This window comes from Thalassotalea euphylliae, from assembly GCF_003390375.1.
GTDB classification, from domain to species: domain Bacteria; phylum Pseudomonadota; class Gammaproteobacteria; order Enterobacterales; family Alteromonadaceae; genus Thalassotalea_F; species Thalassotalea_F euphylliae_A.
Genome location: NZ_QUOT01000001.1, coordinates 1891096 through 1914021, shown reverse-complemented (window position 1 = coordinate 1914021; position 22926 = coordinate 1891096). Strand labels below are relative to the sequence as shown.

Below are 22926 nucleotides of genomic sequence, written 5' to 3'. Positions count from 1 at the left end.
AGCACTGCTTGCTACTGTTATTGAACAATAGCTGTACGTGCGCCCAAAAACAGTTCTCCCTTAAAAGGCATATCGCTTATGGTGATATGTCTTTTTCTTTTGGTGTTATTTGAAACAACGCCTTTCGCCTAAACAAGAGCTTTTAGATAAGCACTTTCGGTATATGCAGAAGTAGTTTCACTTAAACAGTGAGCTAATGTTCATTAGGCGTATCACTGGGCAGTCAGCATACTTTAATAACAAGGCTTAAGTCGTGGCTGTCAGGTGTATTGGGTTATTTGCTGGGGTTATTTACTGGAACTATTTACTGGACTAGTTTACTGGACTAATTATTGGCCTAATTAATGCAGAATGACATACCTAAATGTCTATTCATAATGCTTCATAACTGCATACTAGCTGTCGCCAGCATCTAACACTTCTATCAATGTTAATCAAACCTACTCTCAACCAAAAACTGTTATCAATCATACATGTTATATATACCGTGGCAGCTTTATACACATAAGCTAAGTTTTTGCGAAGAGCGAATGCAGGTGATAGAAATAAATAAAAAACGCCCGGTACTAACGAAATTACCGGGCGTTAACTTTGAGCCTGATTAAAAGCTTAATAAGCTCTGGGGTATAGTGCCAACACTACTCGACTTGGCTAAGGCTTAGATCATAGGCTTTGCCATCAGTTGTCGTAATGGTGAACTCAGTATTGTCGCCGACAACGCCGAAGCTGGTGACCTCAGCCACTGGCTGGTTAAGTGACCATTTCCCCTTCACTGTAACCGTAACCGACATTGGCTGATTATCGCCCCAGCGCGGAGCTTTACCAGTAAAGTTGTGATCTGGGTTACTCAAGCTGAGCGCCATTTGTGTACCTTGTTGCTCAGCCATTACTAGCACAGGGGTATCACTTCCCGCAACATATCGACCTGCGATGCTATTGCTTGGGTTGAATATGACGTAACCTTCTTTGGTGCTGCGTCCAAAGCTGACGATATGCGCATCGCTGTCTTGCTGTAATACGCGATATGAAAGCTGCATTTGCATTTCCATGGCAAAGCGGAACATGTCCATTTTGCTGCTATTTGGCAAAATAGCGTATTCGTATTTGCCATTGAGCGGTGCTTCACCGTGATTAATCCACGCAGAAGCAAAATCACCAAAACTTAGGTTATTAATATCATTGTACTTTTGGCTAGGTGAACCTTGGTTTTGAATTCTAACTTCGAGGTCGCCACCATATTTCACATAGTAACCTGTGCCATACATATCGATTAACCAGTTCCGCTCTGCTGTCAGTGTTTTACTGTAGTTATTGCCACTGATATCCGCACCGTTTTCCACTAAGTTTTGTGGTGCTTCAAGCAAACTTTGCTGGAATAGGTTAGTAGCAATGATGTTTTGGCTGTCATCACTGTTAATGTCAGAGCCTAACGCGATAATCATACCTTCACAGGCAAACATTGATTTTTTAAAAGTGAAGCTACCATCGTGAGTTGGCGACCAATCAGCACGTTGCTGGAAATCTAAGCCGTATATGCCACACTGGCCTTCGATATCATGGTCAACATACAATAACGCATTATTTTGTTGGCCAAAACGCAATGCACCCGCAAATGCTTTATCGTTCCACTCATCTTGTCGGTCTTTGGCGGCGACGAGATCTGCCCACGCTAAGTGCTTAGTCGTTGTCCCTGGTATTTTATTCCAATCCCAGCCAGCCTCAGTATAGCCAGTTGAACCTTTTACGGTGACTGTGCCACTGTGTTCATCGTCAGGTAGTTGGTAGTTCAGAATGATGCTGCCGTAACTTTGATAACGACCAAAACGGTTGGCATCTTTATAAATTTCGCTACCCCAAAAGTACTTGCTTAAGCCTTTAAAGTTGGCTACCCAGTTTTCATCGCGATAAACCCCCATAGGTCGGTAGTTGAACTGCCAGAACCCCCAAGGGTTAGGCTCTTTACCTGCATCTTGTGTAGTTTCATTTTCGAGGAATAAGCGATTGTAAGTTTGATAAAAGCTTGTGTCACCGGTGGTATTGGCTAAGTTAAGTAAGCTACCTGCTAGTGATGGCACAGAAAATGGGTTACGTCCGGATAATGAAATCGGCATGTCTCGATTGGCATGCTGAACATTGTAACTTTTTACCACTTTTATCAGAAAATCGAGCTTATCTTGGCTGATTGCAAAGCTAGAACTGGCAATATTATCGACCGCCTTGGTGATTGAATTAATAGCGCCATAGACATAGCCGGGGTAATGCGTATTGTGATGGAAGCCTGAATAATCTGGTTTAAAGCCGTTCTGACCGCGACTGTAATAGGTTAACCAAGTTTCTAGGTGCTGTTTATAGCCGTTGAGGTACTGGATACGTTTATCTGGATCATCAATATGTAAGATAACTCCCAGAATAAAGCCGACGCGCGTACGCGCATGGTCAACGTTGCTGTCGTTATCGGACACTGGCTGCCATATTTGCTCTAAGGTGTTATACCAAGCAACCGCATCAAAAGCTTGCTGCCACAAACCAGCTTCTTTTAGCGGTGTTTCCATTAGTAAAATAGCATTGTTAATACCGCGCGCGTGGTAACCAATATGGCTCATGTTTTCGAGCATAGAGCCTGCCGCGAAACCTTGATCTAACATATAGCGAACAAGGTTGAGGAAGTACTCTTTGCTGAGCTCGTCGTTGTTATCTAGATATTCTCGAGCAAATACCATGATGTAGCTGTCGACCACGTCACTTTTTATACCAAAGTCTTTGTGGATATGGCGAGGCCCAAATAAAGGTACTTGTGCAGTGACTTTGTCGCCATCAACAACAATGCCAAGCTCGTCATACTTAGCAATTGCATCGGCTAACGAGGTAATACCGGATGTTCGACTACGTTCAGACTCTAGCGCTTTCTCGCGGTAGGTGGCTTTCATTTGCACTGATTCTGCAATTTGAGCATCGCTGGCGGTGACGCTAGGCCCTTTCGGATAAGTTTCATACACCAGCATATCGGTCCAATGATTTCTGTACCCTGTTGTTGCCATTGGTACTTGATAGTCGCCCCCTTGAATTAAGGTTTTAGGGGCAGTGAAATCGACTAAATCGATAAGTAATTTACCGCGACAAGTTGATGCAGGTGCCTTGATCTTCATGGTGGTCAGATCTTGGCTATTTTTGTTGCCTGACATATCAGTACGATATTTTACGCTTGCTGGACGCCAGCCAGTGAAGTTTAAATTGATTGGATAAAAGTATTGTAGCTCGTCATTCGCATCATAAAATTCGATGCGCATCGTATCGTTTTCAAGTGGTGTTTCATTGTATAGCCAAAGGCGGAAAGTGGATTGATAGAAGTTAGTGCGATCAATGGCGTAAGGGTCTAAACCTTGGTTTTGAATATCGCTAACATCAATACTGTCACCAGCAACCCAATGCCACTCCAGAGCATTGCTACCATGCTTGGCGCGCTCAGAATTTATTGCCAATTTTCCTTTGTTAATTTGCCATTCATAAGGCACATCATTTTGCTCAAATGAAACAAAGTCATTATCGCTCAGCAGCGCTGTTGAATTGCCCGTGCCAGTGCCGGCTTCATCGCCTAAGGTGCAGTACTCTAGCTGTTTTTGCCAGAGGCCAAGAGCTTCGGTGCTTGATGCTGCGCCTTGGAAAAACTGTACTTCGTCAAGTACACCAGCAAAGTTCTCGCGCGCTGCTGGCGTGCTGGCATCAATATTCTTAACCCCTAAGCGCCATGGTCGGAAAAAGCCTTGGGTAGAATGATCGCCAGGTTCATAGTCGCGGGTGCCTGCCAAACGACCGTTGACATAGATGCTTAAGTTTCCTTCATTACCATTAACCGCAACGGTAATGTGGTAGAACTGCCCAGGCTCAAAACTTTCAATTGTGGTGACTTGTTTTGTTCCCGTCGCGGTTCGATGCTTAAAGTTGAAGGTTTTATCTGCGTTGTAGAATAGTCCTTGGTGAACTCCCCAGCGGGTGATCACACCGCTGCGGTGTCCCAAAGCTGCAGTTGGCTGTACCCAAGCTGAGATCGTGTAGTTGTCTTCATGGAGTAGGTCAAGCGCTGAGTTATCAACATTATTGATATCAACATAGCTATTAACACCGTCAAAACTGATTCCAGCATCGTTACGTCCTGACACCCATGTGGCATCATATAAGTCGGCGTGGTTGTCATTGCCTGAACTATCTGTCGCGGTTAAACCTGTATTGTCATTGAGCTTTAAGTAGACTAGGGGCTTTAACTCGCCCAATTGTCGCCATAATTCATTGGCTTCTGTCGAGCTTAGTACGTCATCGTAAAAATAAACTTCATCTATTAAGCCAGCAAAGTTTTCACGTGCGGCTGGACTGCTGGCGTTGGGATCTTTTACGCCTAAACGCCATGGTCGGAAAAAGTTCTGTGTTGATTGAGCTGGTGCGTAAGTTAACTTGCTGTCTTCTTGGCCGTTAATGTATAGCGTTAACTCGCCATTGGTACCGTCAATTGTGACTAGGATATGGTAGAACTCACCTGCCGGATAAGCTTGGCTAGAATTTAAATTTAGCGTCTTACTACCAATTCTATGTTTAAAGGTGAAGGTTTGATCAGCGTTGTAAAATAACCCTTGATGCACGCCCCAACGGGTAATAATACCACTGCGATGAGCGAGGGTAGCGGTTGGCTTAACCCAAGCGGCAATCGAATGATCTTGTTTGTGTAAATTGTATAGTTGGCCATTAGGGTCATTGGCTAGATCTGCATGACTATCGTCACCATCGAATAATAGTGCACTACCATTTTTTCCCGCAAACCAAGTTGCGTTACCTTGCAGTGTGGCATCATTACTATTGCCACTCGTGTCAGTCGCTTGTAAGCCCGTATTTTCATCTAGCGGCAGTTGCACTACTTCATTGGCAATAATGTCGGCATAACTGATGGATGGGGTTAGCAGTAGCAGTGAGATCACTGTTGCCACTTTTGTTCTTTGAATTCTTTTCATGGCTAACTCTTAGTTGTCGTTATATGTGTGGTGTTCCTGTTGTTTACTGCTCCTTAGTACCAGTTATAAGATAACTGATTAGATCACAAGTTATACTAGGATTAAGGAATGATCAAACTTGCGACGCTTCATTCAGATACTGGATGCTCGAAATGAACATGTGAATATCTTATAAATTATTTTAAAACCAGTTATTTAGTGGTTGTTGTGAATTTCTTATAAATATATAAAAAAATTTACTTATTTTGTGCCATCTACTTTAGCCGCACCTTAGTGTGAATTAAAAATTGCTTGTTTTTTGTTCTGGTGATATTGTTATCATACAACTTGATTTGCGTTAGCTATTATAACTTCATTTGTTATCAATGGATTAGTTGTAATGTGGCAAGCACATATAACAATAATAAAGGTAGGGTATGGAATATAAAAAGAACTTATTGGCAGCATCAATACTAAGCGCTTTTGCTAGTGTGCCTGTGTTTGCCCAAGAGTCTGGCCAAAGCGCGGAGGAAACGGAAGTGATTGAGGTTAGAGGGATTCGCAGTTCAATCATTAACGCACTCAATGTTAAGCGTGCCGACATTAAGATTGTTGATGGTATTTCGGCTGATGATATCGGTAAATTACCGAATGATAATATTGCCGAAGCGATTCAGCGTATTCCCGGTGTGCAAATTACCCGCTCGCAAGGTCGTGGTGGTCAAATCGCGGTACGTGGTTTAGACCCGCGTTTAGCGCGTACTACTGTTAATGGCCAAACTTTCGCGGCGGCGGGCTTTGACGGCTTTAATTTTGGCTTTGTCGAATCGGAAGTGGCATCAAGTATCAATGTTTATAAATCGCCAACAGCTGATTTAGATGAAGGTGGTTTAGCTGGTGTGGTGAATATTGAAACCGCGTCAGCATTAGATTTTGATGAGCGCCGCGCAATTATCTCTGTTGATGGTATTTATGGCGATTTAGACAAAGAAGTGGATCCGCGGTTAAGCGCGACATTCGCGGACAAGTTTCTCGATGACAAGCTAGGTGTCTTGTTCAATGTCGTTTCCGAAGACGTTAACACGCGCTTTGATGCGATTTGGATCCAAAGCCCACGCTTGGTTGATACCAACGGTGATGGCGAAGACAATGCAGTGCGCTTGAGTAAAACACGTTCGCGTATTGAGCGCTACGAAGCGGATGGTTTAACCTTTAACTTAGCGCTTGATTATAAAGTGAATGATCAGCTTACCCTTGGCCTTAAGGGCATTAAAGCAGAAAACGTTGGTGTGAATTCAATTGCCAACTTACGCCCAGACTTTAATACCGGCGACAACATTGTTGATTCTAAGATTGAACCAACCAGTGTTGATGGCGCTAAAGATACTATCTTTGCCACTGAAGCTGACAATGTACAACTTTGGAACCTACCGGTTTATCGTACCGACGATATGAAAACCTACGCCTATACCGCAGATATGGAATGGACTGACGGTACATGGACGGTGAGCAGTGCCTTGCATACTTCTAAAGGTGAATCTTTCCAGAATAACCAGTTCTTTATCTTTAATTTCAATGTTGATCACTTAGCGGCTGATATGACTTCATCGGGTGCGGGCGATACTAATGATTTAAGCTTTGTTTCTTCGCAGGCGGTGAACGACCCGAATACTTGGTCAGCCAATGCCCGCCCTGACGCAGTTAACTCAATTTCATTGGGGGCAAACCAGCCAAAAGGTACTGAGCTGGAAGAAAATGCCTTTCAAATTGATGTTGATCGCATGTTCGACAACGGCATCTTGAGTTCGGTTGAATTTGGTGTCAAATACCGCAATGAGAAAAGTGAGCGTACTCGTACTCGGGTAACTCATGACGCTGCGCTTGTCGCACAGGTGATGCCTGACTTTACCGAAGTGTCACAAAATGCCGCCACTAACTTCTTAGGGGGTAACCGCCCTAATGGTTGGCCAGCACATTGGTTAACTGTCGATTTACCGCGTTTGTTAGATATGGTGTTAACACCTGAAGTGCGCGCGACTCGTCAGGAAACGGAATTTAGAGGTGATATCTTCTCTGCTGAACGTGATATCTATGCCGCTTATGCAATGGCGAATTTTGAAGGTGAAATTGGTGAAATGCCATTTAGAGCGAATCTTGGAGTTCGCCATATTCGGACCGAGCAAACCAGTAATGCACCTGTGGTGCAAGGTGATCAAGACGTAAACTTTGATAGTGACTACAACAATACCTTGCCAAGTTTCTCGTTCTCGTTAGATATTAACGATGATTGGGTAACGCGCTTTAGTGCCTCGCAAGTATTGATTCGTCCGAAGTTGGCGGCTAGTAACTTTAACCGCACGGTACGCCAAGTTGAAGATCCTTCAGCAGGCACCACAGACTATACGATTGTTGAAGGTAACCCTAACTTAGAGCCACAATTAGCCGATGCTTTTGATGCAACGCTAGAGTACTACTATGGCGATGGTAATGCGGTTTATACCTCAGTTTTCTATAAAGATGTGACTGATGCCGTGGGTACACGCTCGGTTTGTCCAAGTACTTTTGACTTAGCGACAGGCGCGTTAAGTGAAGCTTCTGGTGTATGTATGGATAGCGCTGGCAATACGTTTGATATCAGCCAAACCTACAACTCACCTGAAGGTAATACCTACAAAGGTATTGAGTTTGGTGTCACCCATAACTTTGAAAATGGCTTTGGTGTGGTATTCAATACAACTTATTTAGAAGCTGATTCTGGTGAGCAAGATCCAATCACAGGTGAAGACTTACCGCCAATTAACTTGTCGAAGAATACTTACAACTTTATTGGTTACTATGAAACGGATGATTTCGCGATTCGTGCCGCTTACAACTATCGCAGCTCGTTCCTTGCGAGCTTAGGCGGCTTCTTAGGTGTGCAGCAGCGTGATTCGCGTGGTCAGTTAGATATCTCGTCTAGCTACAACGTTAACGACAACCTAACCCTATCGATACGTGCGCTAAATGTGACGGGTGAGCCTGATGTGGATTACTCAGGTGTGCCTGAGCGCTTCCAGCAGCTTGGTTACGGTGGCCGTACTTATTACTTGGGTGCTCGTTACGAGTTCTAATGGCAAGATGGCATCTGGTTAACAGGTGCCAATATTGTTGTCTGCAAAGCATAAAAAAACGATAGCAATAGCTATCGTTTTTTTATGTCTGTTCTTTTCTTATGCTTGAACTTAAGTTACTGAGCTTATTAGTTTAGGCAATTATGGCGCTGGATAACTGAACTCAGCTTAAGCGCTCTCAACTTAACCACTCTTAGCTTAACTACTTTCAACTTAACCAATCGGGCACACCATTTGCCTGCTGCCATTGATTAATTCGTTGCTCTAAAAAGTCGCCTGTAAACTCGCTCATCCCCGGTGGTAATTGGTTGTGCTTCGGTAACCAAATTTGCAGGGTATTTTTAACCGCTTGGTATTCAGGCATTTTGGCTAAATTGTAATGCTGATTAGGATCATCGATATTGTGGTAAAGCTCTTCGCTGCCATCGCGATATTGAATATAGCGCCATGTCTCTGTGATCACCGCATGGTTTTTATAGCCCCAAGTGCTGACTGCTGGCGGCTTCCGCTCCAAACTCGGATTGATGCATAAGTCGGCTAATGATAAGCCTTCATTGGCATCGACTGCAGGTAGCTGACACAGGGCAGTTAAGGTTGGGTAAATATCTAATAGGCTAACCGCTTGCTGACAAACTTTGCCTTGTGTTTGACCGGGCAAGCGGATAACAAACGGCACATGAGTGGATTCTTGCCATAAAGTCATTTTTCGCCAGTTTCTGTGTTCACCAAAGTTTTGGCCATGATCTGACCACAGCACCACTAAGGTATTCGTGCTGTTTGGCCCAGCTTCTAGTGCATCTAACAACTTACCCACTTGATAATCAACAAAGGCAATACAGGCTAAGTTTGCTCTAACCAGTTCGCGCCAAAAGCTATCACTGACTTGCGTAACTGCAGCATGATCACCGCCATCGATAATGCCCAGTGCCATGGCTTTGCCATAAAGCGGAATATCTGCCATTTCATCGTCAATAATTTCTGGCATTTGCACTTGTTCTAATGGGAACAAGTCAAAATATTCTTTTGGCGCGGTAAAGGGCGAGTGCGGCCGAATAAAACCTGCTGCGAGGAAAAACGGCTGATCGTGCGTTTGCTGCAACTGCTTAACTGCCCAATTGGTAATATATTCATCGGGCATCACGCCGTTATGGGGAATGTCTTTGCGATCTAACGCGCCCCAGCACAGTGATTTGCCACGGGTATCTGGCCCTAAGGCTTGGACAATTTGGCCACCATCTTTAGGGAAGGGGTAATATTTGTGATCTTTGTCGCCATAGCGGCCATATCCATAGCCGCGGCCTAACAAATACTCATTGGTGATCACATATTCAGGTAAGGTTTCATGCCATTGGTGGTGACGGTAATCTGAAACCCCCGTATGAAATATTTTACCGCCTGCCATGGTTTTATAGCCATTATTTTTAAAGTGCTCAGGCAAGGTGGGAATATCTTTTAAAATATCATCGACTGAATGCTCAAATTTGGCATTGGTATACCAGCCAGTGGTACTGGGTTTTAAACCGGTGAGCAGTGAATTGCGCGAGGCCGAGCAAATTGGTGCAGAGCAGTGGGCGTTGGTAAAGTTAACACCGGAACTCATTAAGCGATCGATATTCGGTGTTTTCGCTTGCGGATGACCCCGTAAGCTGCCAATCCAATCATTAAGATCATCAATACAAATAAACAATACATTGGGTTTACGACTGGCTCGAGCCGCTGTTGCTTCAGCGACAGTTTGCTCTGGTACGGGCTTACTGCAACTTGCGGTGGCAAGTAGCGGTGATAATCCGGTTAACTGTAAAAACTGCCGTCTGGAAACCATCACCTTACCTTCTCTGTCTTTGCTAAATTTGTGTAAGCTGAATTTGCACTGGCGTAGCCGCAATCGAGGTAACCGCCAGTACCGTTTGATTATTGTGATGGCTAAGCACTTGGTAATCTTCACCCTGGCCTTGCCATAGCCCATTTAGGGTCAGTTGGATGGTTTTGGCTTGTGGCTGGTTATGTCGCCACTTGGTGGAATAAATACTGACTTCTTTTTGCTTGCCATCAGCTCCCACTTGATTGACATCAATTCCTTGGTACAAGTTTAAGTCGGGATCGGTAACCGCGAGTTTTAGCACCGAGGCCTGCTCGCTCTGTTTAGCTGGCGAAGCAGCTGATGTCTTGACTTGTGCCATTACCATAATCGGGGTGTCGTTGGCGGCAATTAAGCTATCTGCCAATTGTTGGTTGCTGCTAAATAACGCATAGCCAGTAATATCGGTAGCCTTATCATGAACAATATGAGCATGTTTATCTTGCTGTAACACCTGATATGGTGGTGTTTTACTGCCTAGCTGCTGATGAAAGCTTTGTGCCTCTGTTGGCGTACTGTCAATTAATACGGCGTACTGATAACTGGCATTTTGTGGCGCTTTACCGTGGCTTAACACTAGGCTGGCAAAGTCCCCTTCGGTTGGTTGTTTGCGCTCATTTTCCAGTGATTGCTGATGCTGGCGAGCAAACAATACGGCTTGGCCTTTCGGAATAAAGTAAGCGTTGTTTAAAGTGTCTAGATAGAAGCTATCGGCATTGAGCTGTGTGCGCTTGTTAGTATTGTTACCAGTGATAGCCTGTGTGCCAATAAAGCTTGGTTGATCTTCACTGATACTTTGTTGGAATAGGGTGGTTTCCGTTGGATAATGGCGATTGGAGTTACTGATATTGGAGCCTAGCGCCACCATGCGATTATCAAAGAAAAAGACGGATTTATTCGCGGTTAAATCATCGTTGTATTTCGCATGTCCCTCTAACTTCATGGCGAACATGGCATTTTGTTGATCAAGCTGATTCGCCCCCGAATAGCTTTGCGTTGACAATAACATCTCTTCAACACCCGAATATTGATCCACTTGATAAATATTTGCAGCCAGTAAATCTAACGGTAAGTGCACTGTAGTGGTTCCTGGCCAGCGGTTCCAGTCCCAGCCAGCTTCTTGATAACCGCCGTCTTGAGCTGCTGATGGCAGAATTTCGACATGACCATAATTCATATAGCGGCCAAAATGGTTAGCGTCGGCATAGCTTTCATTACCTACCAAGTAGCGGCTAAAGCCACGAGCGGTGGCGAGCCAGTCGTTACGTCGTTGTATGGCTAAACTAGAGTAGTTCACGACCCAAGCGCCATTGGGTGTTGCTTCTGGGGTTATTGAAATCGCTTTGTTTTTCAGCTTATCGGTATCGATATTAGCTAAGCGTAGGTAAGCACTGGCAACTTTTTTATCACCCATTAAGCTAAGGTATTTAAAGGGTGCAAGTGTGATCTCTTCGTATTTTTCAGGGTGCCGTCCAGCTAAACTTATCGGCGCCTTTAAACCATTAGAGAAAATGCGTGTCATCATCACACCGTGGCGCAACCTCAGGTAGGCATCATCTGACAGTGCAAATGGTGTATGGCTAAGGTAGTACACCACTGGGGTTAGGCCATTGAGACCACCATTGCCATAAGCGACATAATGCTGGGCGTGATGGTAAAAAGAACCATCTGGCTGAATGCCGCCACTGAGCCCTTTTATTGCCAGCATAGAGTAGGACATCCATTGCGATAGCGCGCGTAAATAAGCAACCTTCAACTCTTGCTTACTTTGCATTACGATTGACATTAACATACCGGGTAAAAAGGTATTCATGACATCGACATTAAAGCCATTGTTTTCTTGCTCAGGGCGGAAGATTCGGCCTAGGCCAGTTAGCCAAGCAATGGCTTGCTGGCTGTCTTTTAAAAGTTCAGGGGTAAGCATTTCACGGCCAAGAAACAGCGCCTTTGACCATTCACGCATTGAGTAGCCCTGGTGGTGCATTATACCGACCGCACTGCCGCGCACATAACCTTGCTGATACATATGAGCAACCAGACTCGTAAATTGTTTTTTTACTTTCGCTTTCATATGTGCAGGTTTAGTTAGTCGATACGCTCTAGCGAGTTGAAGGAGATGCCTAGCGACTTGTCTAAATTTTACCGTTTCTTTATTTAGTGATTGCCACTGTTGCTTATTTACCGCCGCTTTTTTGTAAACCTCTAATTGACGCCCCATTTGTATTGGCTTTAATTGACCACTGTCGGTGAAGTAGCGTTCTTCGCCTCGATTGAGAGTATTTTCTGCGTACTTGCCTGAAACTAAGTTTAGTTGTTGGCTTCTCAGCGCTTTACGAGTTTTGTGTTTAGCGCGCTCTTTCACTTTGCCGTTCTTGTTGAGTGAACTGTTAAAGCTGTTAAGAATATCTTGATCAATACGCGTGGTAATTTGGGCAATTGCCGCTAGCTCAGCTGAAGATGGCGAAGCATGTGGCTGTTGCTCAAACTGTTGCTGCCATGCGTCATAACTGAGTAGTGCGCCCCAATGGGCGTTGGCTCTTGCCATGATCGGCTTGTTGACGTGCGGTACTTGAAAATCTGGTGTTGGCCAGCGTGGGTCAACAGGAATGCTTAGCGCCATTAAATCCAAGTATAAAGTGCCTGTTGCGTTAGCAGCGATAGTCGCTGGCGCTTTAATGGTTAACTGGTTCATCCCCTCATGTGGTTGACCTTGCATATCTGTTTCAAACGGGACTGCGATGGCGCGCCAGCCTTGAAAATCTAAGTTAACCTCAAAACTTGCCGCCACCTGCTGGTTTTTAGCAAATTGAAAAGTCAGCTTATCTTTTATTGGCGTTTCATTGTAAAGCCAGGTCATAAAGGTATGGCGTGCCTGCTTTTTAGCGTTTGGCTGAAAACGCTTAAAGCCGATAGGCTTATAAAGGCTTAATTCACTATTGGCATTAAATTGCCACTTTAGCGAGTGTTGGCCGAATTTAGCTTGTTGATCACTAATCGATAACTGACTATTGGTAGCATTAATTTGCTGCGGGTCAATGGCTTGTTCAAACGAGAGTAATTTAATTGCTTGCTCGGCTTGAATTTGCTGGCTGGTTGCCGTTAATAGCAGGACAATGGCGGAGATAAACAATTTGGTGGGGGCGGGTAATGTCATTTATTCTTCCTTATCTAGCTATTCCTAGCCAGCAATTAATGTCAGCAATTAATGTCAGCAATATAGTGATAGTGCGTTGATTATGATCTTATCAATCTAATTGTAAGATATCATACAACTAAGAATGGTATTTGCAAGCAATACTTACTCTTGCTAGCTTAGTTGCGTTTGTGTCTGCTTTTTCAGCAAAAGTTATTTAACTTTTCGACAGTTTTATTCTTGTGGTTCTCTTTAATGTATGGTTATATGAAAACATATAACTAGCTGGTGAGTGATTCACTAAGCTCAAGCAAAGATAAAGTGTATTTACAGGAATAGCTGCAATGACGCTGATAAATAAGAAAAAACTTTCCGGACTTTATTTAGGGGCTATTAGTGCCGCAGTACTAGCGTTCAGCGCTTGTAGCGAGCAGCCTAAGACAGTGCAAGCTAGCAGTCAGGCGGCTAGCCAAGTATCGGATGAGCTAAGCAAACAAGCCGTTTACCAAACCATGAAGTATGTCTCTGACTGGCAGATGAGTAAGTTTAATAAGCAAACTAATCTGTTTGAAGGTTATGAGGAAGGCGCTTTTATGTCGGCCGATCAGGCGGATAGTCACCCACAAGGTTGGGTGTACGCATCGTTTCATGTGGGTATGGCCAAGTGGGCAAAATTAGCGGCAGAGCAAGGTGATGAAAGCTATTTCAAGCAGCTGGCTGATATCGCTAAACGCAACCAATACCTATTTGCCCCCCGTATTTACAACGCCGATGACTATGCGATTGGTCAGTTGTATCTCGACTTATACGATCAATACCAAGACCCTAGTGTACTTGAACCACTGAAAACCATTTTCGACATTATTTTATTGTCACCGTCGACCACAGATCTGTATTTTAAGAAAATTAAAGTTGACCCGAAGGCAGATCAAGACAACAACGAATCACCATTCGATGAATTTGAAGGTCGACAGTTTAGTATCGTACCTTGTAAGAGCCGCTGGTGCTGGGCCGATGCGCTGTTTATGGGTCCGCCAGTATGGATGCACCTAGCAAAAGTAACGGGTGAGCAAAAATACTTTGACTTTGCTAACAAAGAATTCTGGGAAACGGCAAATTTACTGTGGGATAAAGAAGATCATCTATTTTTCCGTGATACCCGTTTCTTTGAACGCCGCGAAGCCAATGGTGAAAAAATTATCTGGGCTCGCGGTGTTGGTTGGGTCGTTGCTGGCTTAGCGCGCATTTTAGAAAATGTTCCAGCAGAACATCCACAACGAGCTGACTATGAAGATATTTTCAAAAAAGTCATGGCACGCTTAGTTACCGCTCAGCAAGACGATGGCTTATGGCGACCTTCGGTGTTAGCACCTGAGTCACAGCCATATAAAGAAACCAGTGGCACGGCATTAATTGCTTATGCGTACGCGTCAGGCATTAATCAGGGATTGCTGGATAAGCAAACTTACTTGCCGACAGTGCAAAAGGCGTGGTCAGGCTTAGTTAACGCAGTACAGCCAGATGGCAAATTAGGCTGGGTACAGCAGATTGGTCATGCACCAGATACTGTTTCTGCAGATGACACACAAATATATGGTGTTGGTGGTTTTCTGTTAACGGGTGTCGAACTTTATAAGTTGGCAAATTAGCCAACTTAGCTACGGCCAAAATATGTCTCCATTATTAAACATCCGATAAATACCAAACTAGCTCCTGAATAGTAGGCACCAGCAGAGTGCCCCTTCCAAGTTGCCCAGTAATAATATTGCTGGGCTTTTTTTATCTTCCAATTCAATCCAATCGCATTATTTATGTATCTATTTGATTTTTATTTATTTTGTTTTGGGCGAAAAATAATCAAAAAAGCATTTGCTTATATTCTGGTCTGGTAGTATTGTTATCATATAAGCTGTAAACAACATTAAAACAAACGAGCTTTATCGTTAACTGGCGTATCCAACCAAGTTAATGAAAAAATAATAAGTAGGGGATAAGTATGAATTACCAAAGATCACTGATCAGCAAAGCTATTGCTACCCATCTATTAGGTGCTGCTGTCGCCAGCGTGTCGCTTACTGCGTTTGCTGAGGACGACAAAGAAATTGAAGTTATTGAAGTTACCGCACAAAAACGCGTTCAAAACATTCAAGACGTTCCGGTATCTGTTTCTGCGATTAGTGGCGATTTCATTGCCAATTCTGAATTAACGACGTTTGCGGATATTGTTTCGCTCGCGCCTGGTATTACGTTAGACCAAGGTGCTGAAACGCGTACTACATCGATTAGTATTCGCGGTGTTGGTTCAAGCCAAAACAATATGGGCATTGAACCAAGTACGACTATGATGATTGATGGCGAAGTATTGCCGCGCTCTTCTGCGCTCAATGGCGACTTAATGGATACTGAGCGAGTGGAGGTTCTGCGCGGCCCACAAGGTACGTTGTTTGGTAAGAATACGTCATCAGGTATTGTTCATTACATTTCAAAGCGCCCAGAGTTAGGTGAAAACTACGGAAAGGTAAAGTTTGCTACTGACGAGTACAGCTTAAAGCAAACACAGTTGACGACAAACTTTGGTGTGACTGACGATGTTGCGCTGCGTTTAAACCTACTTTACAGCGACACTGATGGTTTTATGGAAAACCTCAAACCCGGTCAAGAAGATATTGGCGCCCGTGATAGTCAAGGTGCACGATTACAAGCCTTATATAAGCCAAGTGATATTTTCGACTTGCTTGTGCGTGCAGAATACAAAGAGAGTAGCAGTAATTGTTGTGGCTCAACCATTATTGAAACCGACCCAACACGCCAATTTAATGCTCACTTAAACCACCCAGCGATACGCGACTTTGTTCAGAATAATACTGGCTGGGGTGAGTTTGCCACCTATATGAGCGATGACCAAATTAGCGATATTGAAAACACAGGCTTCTCCGTTGAAGCTAACTACGATCTTGGTGATTATTTATTAACTTACACTGGTCACTATCGCGACTGGAGTTTGTTTAACAATACTGAATTTGGTGGTGCAACGTTAGATAATACCGAATTCTACTTCGGTGGTGAAAATGCCTTCCAATCACGCCAACATGAGTTAAGAATTTCGGCAGACAATGAGAAAGTATCGTTTGTTGCAGGTCTATTTTATCAAAACGTTGATCAATCTCGTGAGGCCAAGGAAGCGTTCTGTAACCAAACCGCACGCGATACTTTCTGGAGTTTGGAAAACTGGGAACCAGGTAATGAAGCCAATGACGGCAACCCAACCGACTTTGATGTTGATGGCAACTTGCTAGCGTGTCGCAATGGTTGGCAAGAAACCGGTGGTATCGCCACAGGTGGCGGGCTTTACAACCAAATTGCTCAATATCGTACTACCGTGGAATCAACCAATAAGGCGATATTTGGTCAGTTTGATTTCCACCTTTCTGAAGCGTTAACCGCTTTTGTTGGTGCTCGCTACTTAGATGAAGATTCGGAGCTTTATTATGAAGGTGGTCGTAACGCGACTCGTGCTTTATTAAAGCAATTAAATGGCCGAACGTTGAATGCTGCAGATCAAGAAGCACTGGGCTTTACTCATGAAGCTGACAGCAATGATACTGAATTTATTTACCGCTTAGGTGCGCAATATCGCGTAAATAAAGATCTAATGTTTTACGGCTCATACGGCACAGGTTACAAAGGTGTCGGTTGGTATAATGCGATCTCAAATGCTCCAGCAGATATTGCTAATGGTGAACTAAACCCAGTTAAACCTGAAAAGTCAAAGTCGGTTGAACTAGGGATGCGCTCAGATTGGTTTGACAATGATTTACGCTTGAATGTTACTGTGTTCCGCACTGAATACGAGGACTTCCAAGAGCGCGTGCGCGTTGAAGATGAAGATGAAGAAGCAGAAGATGGTACAGTTGGTCGCCCACTATTCGTTAATGCGGGTAAGGTGATATCTCAAGGTTTAGAAGTTGAGTGGAAAGCGATTTTATCTGAAAACATCACCCTAGATGGTACTTATGCATTTATTGATGCGACGTATGATGAATTTGATGGTTTCTTCCAGAACTGTCCTGCTGGGCTAAAGGGTACAGACGAATGTATGTTTGTGAATGACGGCGCTCTAGAAGTATTGATTCTCGAAGGTCGTGAATTAGCTCAAGCACCAGAACATCAGTTCCGTATTGATGCTCGCTATGACTTTGACTTTATGGGGCAGGAGTCACATGTTCGTCTAGGTTATCGTTGGAAGGATGAAATTCAATACCGTTTCGATCATAACCCAGACACTATTCATCCATCATTTGGCCTACTAGACCTTTATGTGGGTACCGAAGGAACAATTGGCGAGTACGATTACAACGTTAATCTATTCGTTAAGAACTTAACGGATGAAGAGTACTACACTCGATTAGTTACGCGCTCTAATCAAGTGGGTGGTGGCTTACGAGGTGTTATCGGTAAGGATTCACAGCGATACTGGGGTGCATCAGTTACTTTCCACTTCTAAATCGCTAGCTTTGATATCGCGATAAACTTTAGTAAAGCAGCAGAAAACTGACGCAACTAAGAACCAGCCAACAGGCTGGTTTTTTATTGCGCTTTTTATCACCTTAAGATGCATTTTATTTATTGTGATATGCCGAGAGTTTTGTCACAAGTAACTTGATGGACAAGATTAAATACTTAGTTAAGTGGTTGATTGAGGAATGTGACTAATGTACTTTCAAAGGTGGCGCTAAAACGTATGATTTATATGGTGTTTAACAATTATTTTACTTTACATCAACAGATATAACTTTGATAATTGCAGCCAATATTAGTCGTAATCTAACCAAAATTTAGTCATGGCAGTGCAAAAGAAAAATCAGGGTTTTACATTAATTGAATTAGTGGTCGTTATTGTTATTCTTGGTATCTTAGCCGCGGTAGCCTTACCTCGCTTTATCAATTTGAATCAAGATGCAGAGCGCGCTGTGTTCAATGGTTTTGTGGGCGCATTTCGTTCAGGAGTTAACCTTTACCACCTAAGTTGGCAGGCGAAAGGACAACCTGATCAAGCTTTTGCTGGTGTTACTAGCGTACCTTCTACGACTGGCTTTCCTGCCGGTGGTAATGATATTACATCAGCGTTCGAAGGTGATTGTCGGATTATTTGGCAAGATGTGATTGACGATCAACCAATACCGAGTTTTATTACCGCTAATCACGGGTGGTCTTCTAGTGTTAACAGTAATAATGCACAATGGTCGAGCAATGCTGGTCAGCTAGCACTATTAAATGAAACCACTGATGTATTTTGTCATTTTGTCTACACTGGCGGATTTCTAAGTGGTGGATTTAGTGGTCAAGACGGTTCTCGCTTGCCGGTGATTCAATACAACATGCAAACAGGTGAAGTGCGCGCAGTAGAGTGGCCGTATAATCCTTAGCATACCTTAGCGCTGCTAGCGGAATTTTCTGTGCTAAAAAGGGCGTGTTTTACGCCCCTTTTTGTAGGTATTTGTTACAGATTCTCTGTGAATAATTAGCTGGTTGGATTAGTCGGCGGTTGCCATAATTCGCATATAGGCAGCTTTCATCGCCTTTGTTTTTTCTGGGTATTTATCCGCTAAATTGGTTTGTTGTCCGGGGTCATTAGCTAGATCATAAAGCTGATAGCAAGAACAGGCACCGGTTTCGATATCTTCTTTTGCCAGTTTCTCATCACCCCAATAGGCAGGAATAAATAACCAGTTTTGCTCGCGATAGGCAGTTCGCCCGCCCAATGCTTGCACAACTAACGCTTTTCTCCCCTTAGCTGACTTACCTAACAGCGTTGATAGGTGGTTTTCGCTATCGAGCGTATCGTTATTGCTAACTGGCTGCTGAGTAAGAGCTGATAAAGACGCTAACAAATCGAGCTGAGAAAATAGCTGCTCTGATTCGCTATTGGCTTCGATTGTCCCCGGCCAGCTGGCAAGCAGTGGCACATGCGCGCCAGCATCAAATAAGCTATATTTGCCACCACGGTAGATACCCCAAGGAGTATGCTCGCCGTTTTTGCTAAATGCCCGATCTTGATAACCATCATCTAGAACTGGGCCGTTATCAGATGAGAAAATTATCAGTGTATTGCGTGCTAAGCCTTGTTGAGCTAAGTGCTTGATTAGCTGACCAACTGCCCAATCTGCTTCTAAAATTGCATCACCCCTTGGCCCTAGCCCTGAGCTGCCGGCAAATCGCTGATGCGGCACGCGTGGAACATGAGGCTGATGTAAGCTGTAGAATAGAAAAAATGGTTGGACTTGCTCTTGTTTTTTTGGGGTCACAGTTGGTGCGACTTGGGCATCGATAAACTCTGTTGCTTTTGCCAAGAACAGATCTGACATATCTTCATCACGCCACTGTGCCTTTTTACCACCTGTTTGATAGCCAATACGTGGTATGCCATTGTTAATACTGTGGAAGTGACCATTGCTAAACTTCATCTTGGTCATCAACTCTGGGTTGTCGAGACCGGTTGGCTGGTTAGCAAAATTCTTTTGGTAGCTAACATATAAAGGATCGTCTGGCTCAAGGCCAATAACCGCGCCATTTTCTAAATAGACATTTGGCACTCTATCATTCGTCGCCGCCATTATATAAGAGTAATCAAAACCCACTTGGTTTGGTCCAAGCGCTATAGTTTGGTTCCAATCAACCTGACCATGGCCAAGGCCTAAATGCCATTTACCAACAATACCGGTGCGATAGCCAGCACGCTTAAGCATTTTGGGGAGCGTCTCTTGTGCCGGGTCAATTAGCAATGGCGCATCACCGGGTAAGATCTTAGCGTTTTTGCGCCACGGGTATTGGCCAGTCAGCAAAGAATAGCGACTAGGAGTACAAGTTGCGGCAGTGGCATAGCCTTGATTGAATTTCAGCCCTTGCTTGGCGATATCATCGATATTAGGGGTTTGTAGCTTACCCATTTGATAAGCGCTCACATCGCCAACCCCCAAGTCATCGGCATAAATAATGACAATATTGGGCTTCTGTGTAGCTGCCTGTGAGTAGCTAGAGACTGCCAGAGCTAGTGCCAGCAGCCATATGTTTACTTTAGTCATAGGCGCGCCTATAAATTAATGGCAAGCGGTTGATTTAGTGCCGCTAAGGTTTGCTCTAAATAGTCAACAAAGCCTTGTTTAGTGGCAATACCGTCGACATCTTGCGCCCAAGTACCAGCAAAGTAGTAGTCCAGCTTACCTTGTGTGGGCTTCATCACCACTAAGTGGTTATGGCTATCTTCGCTGACTTCAAGCAATGTCGACTTTTTATAGAAAATCGCCATACCCATTTCATCACCGACATAACTTTGTTTGCCAAAGGTTGCTATGTAAGCCCAGTCTCCTTGACTAGTGTCAGAGGTGATTAATTCACTCGGTTGGTGTTTAACAATACCTGTCACTAAATTATCTGGTGAGCCGTCTATGGTTAATTGGTTGTGAGTTAATCGTGAGCCTGCGCTTAGGGTTAGATCGCTAGTTAACTGAAATTTTTGCTCGGCAATAGCCCAGTCAGTATGCTTTATCTGTAAATGAGCACGGATCGGCCCTTGCTCAATAATGTTAACACTCATATCGCTGGCGGTGGCAACCCGGCTTAACTTGCCATCCACCAACATACCTAAACCGCCGATACCTAACGATGGGCCAACCTTTAAGATATCCATGCCCCACGGCGCTGGTTCGTGATAGCTAACGCCGATATGACCCACTTCCGGCAAGACTATATCAGGCACTCTTTTGCCGAAAATATCGTTAACGTTTCGCTCGTCAAAGTAGAGGCGATAGGCAATTTTATCAGACTCCCAGCCCGGCCCTTCATAACGGAATTGAAAGTCACCGGGGATATGATCTTCTGGGATCTGTTGAAACTTAACAGGGACAAATTCACCACCTTGCAACTTGCCATCGGCGCCGCGAATACCACCTTGATTAACCGATAATTCAGCATGTGCGCGCGACGGGTATTGGTGTGTCACTTGGCCTGTAGTTTGATAACTTAAGGTAAAGGTTTTATTTTGCTCGGCGTCAAACTGACTGGTAAAGAGCAGGGCATCTGCTTGTCCATCACCATCATTATCAATTGCTTGGCTAGCAACTTCTTGCTCACCTTGATACAGGGTTGCCGCGTTTAGGTTGACCTCTGTCGCTAACGTTAATAATTGCGCTTTAGCTAGGGTGATTAGCTCTTCACTGCGATTTTGCTTTGTTGGGTTAGCAACTGAAAATGAAATACTCGACTTAGCTGGTGCTGTTGTGCTGGTCACACCCTTATCAGTGGTGGTTAGTTTTGGCTGTGGCGAACAACCTAGCAGTGTGGTGGCTGCCATTGCAGCCAGAAGGTAGGTGAATTTACTTGGCTTATTATGCATGTCTTGCTTACCTGTTGTTTATTCCTGTCGCCATGGCTATCTAACACCAATTTCAATAAATACTTGCTCATTCTGGCTGGTTAAAACACACATTAACTGCGTTATTATTTTTGGAATTAGAACAACTAGTTACTTAAAAATAACGCCTGCCTACATGGATGTAGGTACTTAGGTTTTGCTAAGAGCATAAAACCTGTGTTTCTGCGTGTTTTTCCTGCGCCATAATTGATCAACTAATTAATTCAATTGGTATAAACGGGCTCAACTTAGCACATTAGTGTTAAGTTGAACTTGGTGGGTACAGGTTATTGTCATCTTGTATGATTACATATAAGTAACGAATAGATGTCAACGTTTAATAAGTAACCAAAGCCGGATGTTTTAGCTTACTTTAGCTTATTGGGCGAATAATCAGTGCTGTTCTTTATCCTTAATGGGAGCATTGGCTAACACTAAGCAACTCGCTGTCTTATATTTATATCCTTGTAATAATTTCAGTGCTTTATATTAAGTAACTGTTTATCATTATATTTATTAGCTGGAAAACAAATGATGTAGTAGTAATCACTCTATCGTTCCCCCGCATAGCTGCAAATTATCTTTTTATTTTTTACTTGTATGATAACATGAGGACTGATATCTTAATTAGTAATTCAAGGTAAATTAGCTTAGGGCGTATGATAATGAGTTCACAGCAAGCACTATTCTCGCTGCACGGTAAAGTCGCTTTGGTCACAGGAGCGAGTAGAGGTTTAGGCCGTGCATTGGCGATCGGGTTAGCACAAGCGGGCGCGGAAGTGATTTGCAGTAGCTCTCGCCCCGGTGGCAGCGCTGACACGGAAGCTGCGATTACTGCAATGGGCGGTAAAGCATACGGTTTAGCGGCAGATTTATCAGATCCTGATCAAGTGGCCAGTCTAGCTGCTCAGGCATACCAACTGACCGGTCGTATTGATGTGCTGATTAATAATGGCGGCACAATTTCACGTTTTCCAGCAGCGGAATATCCACTCGCCGAATGGCAAAAAGTGGTCGATGTTAATTTAAATGCTGCGTTTCAGCTCAGTCAGCTTATTGGTCAAAAAATGCTAGCGGCTGGTCAGGGCAAGATTATCAATATCGCGTCAATGCTCTCGTTTCAGGGGGGCATCACAGTGCCAGCTTATACCGCCAGCAAGCACGCAATTGTCGGCTTAACCAAAGCGCTTGCTAACGAATGGGCAGCCATCAATGTGCAAGTGAATGCCATTGCTCCAGGTTACTTTAGAACTGATAACACCCAAGCGTTGCAAGATAACCCTGAGCGCAATCGCGATATTGAAAAACGTATTCCAGCCGGACAGTGGGGCGAGCCGGAGCAGTTGGTGGGCGCCGCAGTATTTTTGGCGACAGCAGCAAGCGACTATGTTAATGGCCATGTTTTGGCTGTTGATGGTGGTTGGTTAGCGAGGTAAGCG

10 protein-coding genes are annotated in these 22926 nt (G+C 44.0%); 5 read left to right on the top strand and 5 right to left on the bottom strand.

Translation table 11 applies throughout. The features are described from left to right. Nucleotides 1–638: 638 nt before the first annotated feature. Nucleotides 639–4997 (bottom strand): chondroitinase family polysaccharide lyase, encoded by a 4359-nt coding sequence (locus DXX94_RS08480; protein WP_116015176.1) that lies wholly within the window; start codon nucleotides 4995–4997, stop codon nucleotides 639–641. A gap of 416 nt (nucleotides 4998–5413) precedes the next feature. Here DXX94_RS08480 and DXX94_RS08475 point away from each other — a divergent pair, with 416 nt between their 5' ends. Then, the gene (locus DXX94_RS08475) at nucleotides 5414–8086 is read left to right on the top strand and encodes a TonB-dependent receptor (protein WP_116015174.1); all 2673 of its coding nucleotides are present in this window, start codon (nucleotides 5414–5416) and stop codon (nucleotides 8084–8086) included. 208 nt (nucleotides 8087–8294) lie between these two features. Here the strand turns inward: DXX94_RS08475 and DXX94_RS08470 are convergent, their stop codons facing one another. Then, nucleotides 8295–9908, bottom strand: a complete 1614-nt coding sequence (locus tag DXX94_RS08470) for a sulfatase (RefSeq protein ID WP_258872233.1) — start codon at nucleotides 9906–9908, stop codon at nucleotides 8295–8297. A 22-nt stretch (nucleotides 9909–9930) separates the two neighbouring features. After that, on the bottom strand, nucleotides 9931–13098 hold the full coding sequence (locus DXX94_RS08465) for a chondroitinase family polysaccharide lyase (RefSeq protein ID WP_116015171.1): 3168 nt from the start codon (nucleotides 13096–13098) through the stop codon (nucleotides 9931–9933). Between the two features lie 323 nt (nucleotides 13099–13421). On the opposite strand from DXX94_RS08465, the gene DXX94_RS08460 reads away from it, so the two are divergent. From DXX94_RS08460 to DXX94_RS19650, 3 genes are all read left to right on the top strand, one after another. Beyond that, a complete protein-coding gene (locus tag DXX94_RS08460) occupies nucleotides 13422–14726 on the top strand; it encodes a glycoside hydrolase family 88/105 protein (protein WP_116015169.1) in 1305 nt (434 codons plus the stop codon). A 347-nt stretch (nucleotides 14727–15073) separates the two neighbouring features. Continuing rightward, entirely contained in the window at nucleotides 15074–17581 is a 2508-nt protein-coding gene (locus DXX94_RS08455) for a TonB-dependent receptor (RefSeq protein ID WP_116015167.1), read from the top strand. Between the two features lie 337 nt (nucleotides 17582–17918). Beyond that, nucleotides 17919–18503 (top strand): type II secretion system protein, encoded by a 585-nt coding sequence (locus DXX94_RS19650; RefSeq protein WP_116015166.1) that lies wholly within the window; start codon nucleotides 17919–17921, stop codon nucleotides 18501–18503. Nucleotides 18504–18611: 108 nt separating this feature from the next. On the opposite strand, the gene DXX94_RS08445 is transcribed toward DXX94_RS19650, so the two are convergent. After that, nucleotides 18612–20159, bottom strand: a complete 1548-nt coding sequence (locus DXX94_RS08445; RefSeq protein ID WP_116015164.1) for a sulfatase-like hydrolase/transferase — start codon at nucleotides 20157–20159, stop codon at nucleotides 18612–18614. A gap of 8 nt (nucleotides 20160–20167) precedes the next feature. Further along, complete coding sequence (locus DXX94_RS08440; RefSeq protein ID WP_116015163.1) at nucleotides 20168–21469, bottom strand: DUF4861 domain-containing protein; 1302 nt, start codon at nucleotides 21467–21469, stop codon at nucleotides 20168–20170. Nucleotides 21470–22152: 683 nt separating this feature from the next. Here DXX94_RS08440 and kduD point away from each other — a divergent pair. Continuing rightward, complete coding sequence (gene kduD / locus DXX94_RS08435; protein WP_116015161.1) at nucleotides 22153–22923, top strand: 2-dehydro-3-deoxy-D-gluconate 5-dehydrogenase KduD; 771 nt, start codon at nucleotides 22153–22155, stop codon at nucleotides 22921–22923. Nucleotides 22924–22926: the final 3 nt, after the last annotated feature.